Annotated in this window: 7 protein-coding genes; 4 read left to right on the forward strand and 3 right to left on the reverse strand. The window is 32.7% G+C overall.

The genetic code is table 11. The features are described 5' to 3' along the window. From AABM47_RS06230 to AABM47_RS06240, 3 genes are all read right to left on the reverse strand, one after another. Positions 1 to 911 (reverse strand): cysteine synthase family protein (locus AABM47_RS06230; protein WP_338410064.1); only part of this gene is annotated, 911 nt, incomplete at its 3' end. An 80-nt stretch (positions 912 to 991) separates the two neighbouring features. Continuing rightward, on the reverse strand, positions 992 to 3,052 hold the full coding sequence (locus tag AABM47_RS06235; protein WP_338410070.1) for a S9 family peptidase: 2,061 nt from the start codon (positions 3,050 to 3,052) through the stop codon (positions 992 to 994). Between the two features lie 143 nt (positions 3,053 to 3,195). Beyond that, positions 3,196 to 4,221, reverse strand: coding sequence for a GntG family PLP-dependent aldolase (locus tag AABM47_RS06240; protein ID WP_338410065.1), 1,026 nt, complete (start codon positions 4,219 to 4,221; stop codon positions 3,196 to 3,198). Between the two features lie 47 nt (positions 4,222 to 4,268). Between AABM47_RS06240 and prfB the strand changes: the two genes are divergently transcribed. The 4 genes from prfB to AABM47_RS06260 form a co-directional block, all read left to right on the forward strand. Beyond that, positions 4,269 to 5,367 (forward strand): peptide chain release factor 2 gene (prfB, locus tag AABM47_RS06245; protein WP_338410066.1). Its coding sequence is split into 2 segments (ribosomal slippage): positions 4,269 to 4,331 and positions 4,333 to 5,367, totalling 1,098 coding nucleotides; the frame shifts between segments, so codons are not numbered across the junction. 53 nt (positions 5,368 to 5,420) lie between these two features. After that, on the forward strand, positions 5,421 to 7,049 hold the full coding sequence (locus AABM47_RS06250; protein WP_338410067.1) for a carboxyl transferase domain-containing protein: 1,629 nt from the start codon (positions 5,421 to 5,423) through the stop codon (positions 7,047 to 7,049). Positions 7,050 to 7,139: 90 nt separating this feature from the next. Continuing rightward, positions 7,140 to 8,783, forward strand: a complete 1,644-nt coding sequence (locus AABM47_RS06255; RefSeq protein WP_338410068.1) for an RluA family pseudouridine synthase — start codon at positions 7,140 to 7,142, stop codon at positions 8,781 to 8,783. Between the two features lie 121 nt (positions 8,784 to 8,904). Next, positions 8,905 to 10,112: M1 family metallopeptidase (locus AABM47_RS06260; RefSeq protein WP_338410069.1), on the forward strand; the 1,208-nt coding region annotated here is incomplete at its 3' end.

Genomic DNA, 10,112 nt, shown 5'->3' on the forward strand with positions numbered 1-10,112 from the left:
ACAATACTGTTTTTGTTAAAAGCTCCAGCTTCTGCATATTGTTTTACTGCTTGTATTGCTGCTCCAGATGTGTACCCCACAAAAAGGCCTTCTTTTTTAGCTAATTCTCTTGCTGAGTGAGCGCTTTCTTCATCTGTTACTTTCATGAATTCATCAATAACATCAAAGTCAGTTGCTGTAGGTATTAAGTTTTTACCCAGTCCCTCTATCCGATAAGGATAAATTTCATCGTTATCAAACTCTTTAGTTTCATGATATTTTTTTAAAACAGATCCAAAAGCATCTACACCTAATATTGAAATGTTTTGATTTTTTTCTTTTAAGTATTTTGCTATGCCCGATATAGTTCCTCCTGTTCCACTACACGCTACTAAATGAGTAATTTGACCTTTTGTTTGTTCCCAAATTTCTGGACCAGTTGATTTATAATGTGCATCAATATTTAATTGGTTAAAATATTGGTTGATATAAACCGAACCTTTCGTTTCTTCGTGTAATCGTTTTGCAACACTGTAGTATGAACGCTCATCATCGGCAGAAACATTAGCGGGGCAAACATATACTTTTGCTCCCATGGTGCGCAACATATCAATTTTGTCTTTTGATGATTTTGAACTTACTGCTAAGATACAATTATAGCCTTTAATGATACTTACCATTGCTAAACTAAAACCTGTATTGCCAGAAGTAGTTTCAATTATAGTATCACCTGGAGTAAGAATGCCTTGTTTTTCTGCTTCTTCAATAATGTATAGTGCTATTCTGTCTTTTGTAGAATGACCTGGATTAAAGGCTTCTACTTTAGCGTAAAAATTTCCTTCAAAATTTTCAGTAACTCTGTTAAGCTTAATAAGAGGGGTATTCCCTATAAGTTCTAAAACGTTATTATAAGCGTTTATTTGTTCTTTCATAAATAATATGTTAGTCAAGGTAAACTTTTATAGATTTTTTTGACAACCTTTAAACCTTGCAAATTTATAAAAAATTTTTATTATTTCTCAATTCCTTCTAAATCTAATAGAAAACTAAATTCTTTTGCTGTTTCTTTTAACTGTTCAAATCGTCCTGAAGCCCCGCCATGACCAGCATCCATGTTTGTGTTTAGCAATAAAATATTTTTATTAGTTTTTTTTGTTCGTAACTTTGCAATCCATTTGGCTGGTTCCCAATATTGCACTTGCGAATCGTGTAAGCCAGTTGTTACTAGCATGTTAGGGTAATTTTGAGTCTTTACGTTGTCATATGGCGAATAAGTCATCATATAGTCATAATATTCTTTTTTATTAGGATTTCCCCATTCATCATACTCTCCAGTAGTTAACGGAATTGTGTCGTCTAGCATGGTTGTGACAACATCAACAAATGGAACTTGAGCAATAACACCGTTGTATAATTCTGGGGCAATATTTACAACAACACCCATTAATAATCCACCTGCTGAACCACCTTCTGCATATAAATGAGCGGCTGATGTGTATTTTTCTTGAATTAAAAATTTAGAGCAATCTACAAAATCTGTAAATGTGTTCATTTTTTTTAATAGTTTTCCGTTTTCATACCATTCTCTTCCAAGATCTTCTCCTCCTCTAATATGTGCAATCGCGTATATAAAACCTCTATCTAAAAGACTTAAACGACTTGTTGAAAAATAGGCATCCATTGAATAACCATATGAACCATAAGCATATTGCAACACCGGATTATTTCCATCTTTTTTCATTCCATTTTTGTAAACTAGCGAAACCGGAATTTTTGTTCCATCTTTTGCAGTTGCCCATACACGTTCTTCTGTATAGTTGTTTTTATCAAACTTGCCTCCTAATACTTCTTGCTCTTTTAATATGGTTTTTTCTTTTGTTTTCATATTAAATGCAATCACCGAAGATGGCGTTGCAAGAGATTGAAAACCATAGCGAAGTATGTCTGTATCAAAATCTATATTTGTGGTTGTGTATGCAGTATATGTTTCACTATCAAAGGGCAAATAATAAGTCCCTACCCCATTCCAAGGTCTAATTTGAATTTTATTTAAACCGTTAGTTCGTTCTTCAACAACTAAATAATCTTTAAAAATATCGATCCCTTCTAATAAAGTTTCTTTTCTATGCGGAATAACATCAGACCAATTGTCTTGAGAAGTTTTAGCTTCATTGGTTTTCATTAACTTAAAATTAGTAGCCTTGTCTTTATTTGTAACAATATAAAAACTAGTTCCATAATGTGAGATACTGTATTCTAAACCTCGTTCTCTTTTTTGAAAAAATCTAAAATTTCCTAAAGGATTATTTGATTCTAAAATTTGATATTCAGTAGTCAAAGTACTTGAAGAGCCAATAACAATATATTTTTTTGATTTTTCTTTATAGACAAACGTATTAAATGTATCATCTTTTTCATTGTAAACTAATACATCTTTTTTTGAATCTGAATTTAAAGTGTGTCGATAAATTTTGTCAGATCGCAATGTTTCTTGATCGTTTTGAACATAAAACAAAGTCTTGTTATCGCTTGCCCATGTGGCTCCACCAGAAGTGTTTTCTATTTTATCGGCTGCTATTTCATTGGTTTCTAAATTCTTTATTTGAATGGTATACTGTCTTCGTGAAACTAAATCAACCCCAAAAGCTACCCACTTATTATCTTCACTTACGCTAATTCCGCTTAAATTAAAATAAGATTGTCCTTCAGCCATTTCATTGCAATTAAATAAAATTTCTTCTTTAGCTTCTAAACTTCCTTTTTTTCTTGAATAAATTGGATAATCTTTTCCTTTTTCAAAACGGGTCGTATAATAATATCCATTGTATAAGTAGGGAACAGATTGATCATCCTCTTTAATTCGAGATTTCATTTCTTCAAACAAATCCTTTTGCAATGGTTTAGTATGAGCTGTTATAGCTTCATAATATTCGTTTTCTTTGTTTAGGTAGTCTATAACTTTAGGATTTTCTCGGTCTTTTAACCAATAATAAGGGTCATTACGTTTATCCCCATGTTTTTCTAATATGCTATCTTTAACTTCAGCAATTGGTGGTGCTATATTTTGAGTCATTTTTGATTCTTTTTTTTTATTACAAGAAGTTGCAAAAATAAGGCATAATGCAATAATAAATAGGTTATTTTTCATGTTTTTAAATTATTAAGTTTATTTAATTAAGTAATTTATTTAATATAAAAGCTGTCAATAGTAAAGATTTATATTTTCATATTTTGAAATGTATCTAACACATATTCATGCATAACTGTTTTATAATCTAAATGGGTAACGATTCTTAATTTACCGTGTCCCATTGAACTGATGAGTATGTTTTTTAATTTTAATTGATTTAAAAAAGCTTTTTCATCTACGTGAGAAGCTACTTTAAAAATTATAATATTCGTTTCAACGGGTTCAACTTTTTCAACAAATGATAACGAATTTAAAGTGTTTTCTAATTCTTTTGCTTTCTTGTGATCTTCTTGTAAACGTGTTACGTTGTTTTCTAATGCATACAGTCCTGCTGCTGCTAAATAACCTGATTGACGCATGTTGCCCCCAAAAATCTTTCTAATGCGTAAAGCTCGTTTCATTTCTTCTTTAGATCCCAGCAAAACAGATCCAACTGGAGCGCCAAGTCCTTTAGACAAACAAACAGAAATGGTATTGAAAAGTTTTCCAAACTCTTTAGGATGTTGCTTTTTTGCTATAATTGCATTCCATATACGAGCACCGTCTAAATGATATTTTAAATTATGATCCTCACAAACTTGTTTTATTTTTTGCAACTCATTTAATTCATAACAAGCACCACCACCTTTATTTGTTGTGTTTTCAAGACTTACTAATGATGTTAAGGGCGAATGATAAAATTCGGGATCATTTATGCCATTTTCAACTAAATCAGCCGTAATTAAACCCCTTATACCATCAACTAAATTACAAGAAATTCCACTATTAAAAGATGCACCTCCTCCTTCATAATGATAAATATGAGAAAACTTATCGCATATTACTTGTTCTCCTGGGTTGGTGTGAAGTTTGAGGGCTGTTTGATTTGCCATAGTTCCAGAAGGAAAAAATAAGGCTGATTCCATACCAAATAAATCAGCTAAAGTTTCTTCTAACATATTGACTGTAGGGTCTGTTTTATAAACATCATCTCCTACTTTTGCCTTAAACATGGCTTGTAACATTCCTTCAGATGGCTTTGTTACTGTATCACTTATTAAATTTATTTCCATAGAATCAAAAGGAATCACTATTTTTGTCCTGTAAATTTACAAAAATTATGATACATACAGAACATGTGAAGGATATTATTAATCGCCTTGGTGCCTTAAGGAGGTATCTTTGACGTCGATAGAAAATTAATTGAAATAGCCAACGAAGAAGAAAAAACCTTTGCCCCCGATTTTTGGAACAACGCTAGAGAGGCTCAAATAGCAGTAAGAGACTTGCGTTCTAAAAAGAAATGGGTAGAAGATTATACTACTGCCGTTGACATGAATGAAGAACTTCAAATTATGATAGATTTCCAAAAAGAAGGAGAAATTTCTGAAGATGAAGTAACTGATTTTTATCAAAAACTAATTTCGCATTTAGAAGAAATTGAATTTAGAAACATGCTTTCTGACGAAGGTGATAGTTTAAGCGCAGTACTTCAAATTACAGCTGGCGCAGGAGGCACAGAAAGTTGCGATTGGGCTTCAATGCTTATGCGTATGTATATGATGTGGGCGCAAAAACAGGGATATAAAATCAAAGAATTAAACTATCAAGAAGGTGATGTTGCGGGTATAAAAACTGTAACTTTAGAAATTGAAGGTGATTTTTCATTTGGCTATTTAAAAGGTGAAAATGGTGTGCATCGATTGGTGCGTATTTCTCCATTTGATAGTAATGCCAAACGACACACATCATTTGCATCTGTTTACGTTTACCCTTTGGTTGATGACACTATTGAAATTGAAATCAATCCGGCTGATATTGTCATTACAACAGCGCGTTCTAGTGGTGCTGGTGGCCAAAACGTAAATAAGGTTGAAACCAAAGTGCAATTGGTTCATAAACCCTCCGGAATTCAAATTCAATGTTCTGAAACACGCTCTCAACATGATAACAGAAACAGAGCTATGCAAATGTTGAAATCCCAATTGTATGAAATTGAATTAAAAAAACAATTGGCTCAACGAAGTGATATTGAAGCAGGAAAAATGAAAATTGAATGGGGTTCGCAAATACGTAATTATGTTATGCAACCCTACAAATTAGTCAAAGATGTAAGAACTGGAGCTGAAACTAGTGATGTTGATGGGGTTATGAATGGCGAAATTGATACGTTTTTAAAAGCCTATTTAATGCTCATGGGACAAAAAGATGAAGAATAGATTATGCGCTAACGATTATAGATTTATAAATTTTAAATAAAAACAAGCAATAAATGGATTTAAATTTCAACAAAAACGAAGATCATAACAAACTATTACTTGCTCATTTGAAACAAAAATTTTCCCTTGTAAAAATGGGTGGAGGAAAAAGTAGAATTGAAAAGTTACATGCCGAAGGAAAAATGACCGCTCGTGAACGCATTGATTATATTTTAGACGATAAATCTAAATGTATCGAAATTGGAGCTTTTGTTGGAGAAGGTATGTATAAAGAACATGGAGGTTGTCCTTCTGGTGGGGTTGTTATTAAAATAGGGTACATCTCTGGAAAACAATGCATTGTAGTTGCTAACGATGCTACAGTAAAAGCTGGAGCTTGGTTTCCAATAACTGGAAAAAAGAACCTTCGTGCTCAAGAAATTGCAATGGAAAATCGACTTCCTATCATTTATTTAGTAGATTCGGCTGGAGTATATTTGCCTTTGCAAGATGAAATATTTCCAGACAAAGAGCATTTTGGACGCATTTTTAGAAACAATGCAATCATGAGTAGCATGGGAATTACACAAATATCAGCTGTTATGGGAAGTTGCGTTGCAGGTGGTGCATATTTACCTATCATGAGTGACGAGGCTTTAATTGTTGATAAAACAGGAAGCATTTTTTTGGCAGGAAGCTATTTAGTTAAAGCAGCTATTGGAGAATCTATTGACAATGAAACTCTAGGTGGAGCAACAACTCATTGTGAAATATCGGGAGTAACAGATTTTAAAGCTAAAGATGATGCTGAAGCCTTAGATCGCATAAAAAGTATCATCAGCAAAATTGGTGATTATGACAAAGCGGGTTTCAATCGGGTTAAAGCTCAAAAACCAGCTTTAGAACCAAAAGAAATATACGGAATACTTCCAAAAGCTCGAAACGAACAATATGACATGATGGAAATCATCAATCGATTGATAGACAATTCTGAGTTTGATGAATATAAAGCGGGTTACGGTCAAACTATAATTACAGGTTACGCTCGCATAGATGGCTGGGCTGTTGGTATTGTTGCCAACCAAAGAAAAGTAGTGAAAAATAAAAATGGTGAAATGCAATTTGGTGGAGTAATTTATTCTGATTCTGCAGATAAATCAGCCCGTTTTATTGCCAATTGCAACCAAAAGAAAATTCCGCTGGTATTCTTACAAGATGTCACAGGTTTTATGGTTGGAAGTAAATCAGAACACGGAGGAATCATTAAAGATGGAGCTAAAATGGTCAATGCTGTTGCGAATTCTGTTGTTCCAAAATTTACAATAATAATAGGAAATAGTTATGGCGCAGGAAATTATGCCATGTGTGGAAAAGCCTATGATCCACGTCTTATTGTTGCTTGGCCAAGTGCAGAACTTGCCGTAATGGGAGGAACACAAGCCGCAAAAGTACTGGCTCAAATAGAAGCGTCTTCTTTAAAAAAGCAAGGCAAAATTGTAGATGAAAAAGTAGAAAAAGAGTTGTTTGACAAAATAAAAGCGCGATATGATGAACAAGTTTCACCCTATTATGCTGCATCACGATTATGGACAGACGCTATAATTGATCCTTTAGATACAAGAACATGGATATCCATGGGAATAGAAGCTGCCAACCAGTCACCTATTGAAAAAAAGTTTAACTTAGGTGTGATACAAGTATAAATTGATATACATTACTTCTTTTAATCCCGAACGTGTTTCGGGATCTTTTTTTAAAAGCTGCATCTGTTCTGCTTGTTTACAACCTAACTCATGAAAAACGAACACTTTCAAACATTCAAAACAAACATCTCAGGTATTTCTTTACCTGAAAAGTTCACATTCCCTTTTTATTATGAACCTCATGAATTGAGCATTATTGCTTGCAATGAATTACAAAATTATTTAGAAAATCAATCCGATTTTAAACATAATTTTGGTTTAAATCCAACTCAAAAAGGTCTAGTAATTGGAAAAATGTTTGGTGTTTTAGTTTGCCAAAATGAAGTTGGAGAAATTGGACAATTATGGGCTTTTTCTGGAAAGTTGGCTGATTCTAATAATCACAAAAAATTTGTTCCAACGGTTTATGATATGTTGGATGTAAAAGGATTTTATAAAATTGGTGAAAATGAGTTAAATAAAATCACTTCTGAAATTGAAGTTTTTCAAAATTCTGAGGAATATAAAAATACACTTCACAATTTAGAAGCTACAAAAATAGAAGCTTTTAATGATATTCTAAACCAAAAGAATAACAATAAAGTTCAAAAAAAATTGCGGGATGAAATTCGAAAATCAGAAACATTTAACGAAGACGAGTTAAAAGAAGCCAGTAAACAAGAAGGAATTTTGTTAAAAAAAATGGCCCAATTCTGGAACTACAATATAGAAGCTGCACAAAAAAAAATTGACATAATCAATTCAGAGATTGAGGCTTTAAAATTAAACAGAAAACAAAAATCTGCTTCTTTACAACAAAAACTTTTTGCTGAATATGCTTTTCTTAATCAATATGGAATACTCAAAAGTATTGGAGAAATCTTTGAAGAAAATCCACCAGCTGGAGCAGGAGAATGTGCTGCTCCAAAATTATTGCATTATGCTTTTGCTAATAAGTTAAAACCCATTGCAATGGCTGAATTTTGGTGGGGAAAATCTCCAAATTCTGAAATTAGAAAACACAAACAATTTTATCCGGCTTGTAAAAGTAAATGCGAACCTATTTTAATGCAACACATGTTAGATGGTTTAGACATGGAAGAAAATCCGTTTGAAAATAATCCAGCAGCAGGAAAAGATATTTCAATTGTTTATGATGACGAACATTTGGTTTTAATCAACAAACCAGTCGAATTCTTATCTGTTCCCGGAAAAAAAATTAAAGACTCTGTTTATCATAGAGTTAAAAATTTGTTTCCCAATGCAACTGGGCCACTAATTGTGCATCGTTTAGACATGTCTACTTCTGGAATTATGATTTTAGCTAAAAATGAAGCTGTTTATAAAGAGTTACAAAGTCAATTCATTAAAAGAACTATTAAAAAAAGATATGTTGCCCTTTTAGACGGAATTATCCTTGAAAAAGAAGGTTTTATAGATTTTCCATTACGAGTAGATTTAGACGATAGGCCCCGACAATTGGTTTGTTACGAACACGGAAAAACAGCGCAAACACGTTGGCAAAAAATTGATGTCAAAAACAACAAAACCAAAGTCTACTTTTATCCAATTACAGGTAGAACGCATCAATTAAGAGTTCACGCTTCACACGAATTAGGGTTAAAAACTCCAATTTTAGGTGATGATTTATATGGAAAAAAAGCCAATCGTTTGCATCTACACGCAGAACAATTGACATTTATTCATCCAATTTCAAAAAAAGAAATGACTTTTTGGGTTGAAGCTGATTTTTGATTTGTTAGATAGAGATTCACAAAGGTTTCTCAGAGTTTCGCAAAGGTTTTTTATTATTGAGTTTTAGCAATTTTTCACGAGTTTCATTTTATTTCTTATATTTGATTTTTAAAACCTAATTATGAAGAAACTAATCATTCTTACCTTATTACTCAGCCTATTTCAAACCAATGCACAAAACTTTACTCGTAGAGATTCACTTCAAGGAGGAATGCGTTTTGAGCGTTCTTGTTTTGATGTGCAACGGTATGATTTAAATATAACCATAAACCCAGAAGAAAAAAGCATCGTAGGCTATAATGAAGTTACTTTTGATATTTTACAAGACACAAAAAAAATTCAATTGGATTTATTTGAAAACATGAATGTAGATTCAATTGTCTTCAACAAACAAAAATTGACTTATAAAAGAGATAACGATGCCGTTTTTATCAATTTCAGTACCGAATTAACTCAAAATTCTTCTCAAAAATTACGTTTTTACTATTCAGGAAAACCTTTAGTAGCTAAAAATGCTCCTTGGGATGGCGGTTTTGTATTTAAAAAAGATAAAAGTGGCAACCATTTTATTGCAGTTGCTGTGCAAGGAACTGGAGCGAGTTTATGGTATCCTGTAAAAGATTCACAAACAGATGAGCCTGATAAAGGTGCCACTATAAAAGTAGCAGTTCCAAACGGATTAATGAATGTTTCAAACGGAAGATATAAAGGTCAAGAAGATTTGAAGAATGGCTATACACGTTGGGATTGGGAAGTTATAAACCCTATAAACACCTACTCTATCACGGTTAATATTGCAGATTATGTTCACATTCATGATAATTTAAACGGATTAGATTTAGATTATTATGTACTTCGTGAAAATGAAGAAATAGCAAAAGTTCATTTTGAAGCTGATGTCAAACCGATGATGAATTGTTTTCAATCTAAATTTGGACAATACCCCTTTTATGAAGACGGATACAAATTGGTTGAAGCCCCTTATTTAGGCATGGAACATCAAAGTGCAGTGGCTTATGGAAACAAATATAGAAAAGGCTATTTAGGTGGAGACTTATCTGGTACTGGTTTGGGCTTATTATTTGATTTCATAACGATTCACGAAACGGGTCACGAATGGTTTGGAAACAGTATTACCAGTAAAGATATAGCAGACATGTGGATTCATGAAGGTTTTACAACCTACTCAGAAAGCGTCTATTTGGAATGCATAAAAGACTATGAGGCCGCAATGAAATATATCAACGGTCAATCTAAAAATGTGGCTAATGATAGACCTGTAATTGGGTTTTATGGAGTCAATAAAGAAGGATCTAGCGACATGTATTA

The sequence above is a fragment of the uncultured Flavobacterium sp. genome (assembly GCF_963925415.1).
Lineage (GTDB): Bacteria > Bacteroidota > Bacteroidia > Flavobacteriales > Flavobacteriaceae > Flavobacterium.

Bases quoted from the DNA above. Each gene is read 5' to 3' on its own strand.
- AABM47_RS06235 (WP_338410070.1), bottom strand. From the start codon at position 3,052: ATGACTCAAAATATAGCACCACCAATTGCTGAAGTTAAAGATAGCATA.
- AABM47_RS06240 (WP_338410065.1), bottom strand. From the start codon at position 4,221: ATGGAAATAAATTTAATAAGTGATACAGTAACAAAGCCATCTGAAGGA.
- AABM47_RS06250 (WP_338410067.1), top strand. From the start codon at position 5,421: ATGGATTTAAATTTCAACAAAAACGAAGATCATAACAAACTATTACTT.
- AABM47_RS06255 (WP_338410068.1), top strand. From the start codon at position 7,140: ATGAAAAACGAACACTTTCAAACATTCAAAACAAACATCTCAGGTATT.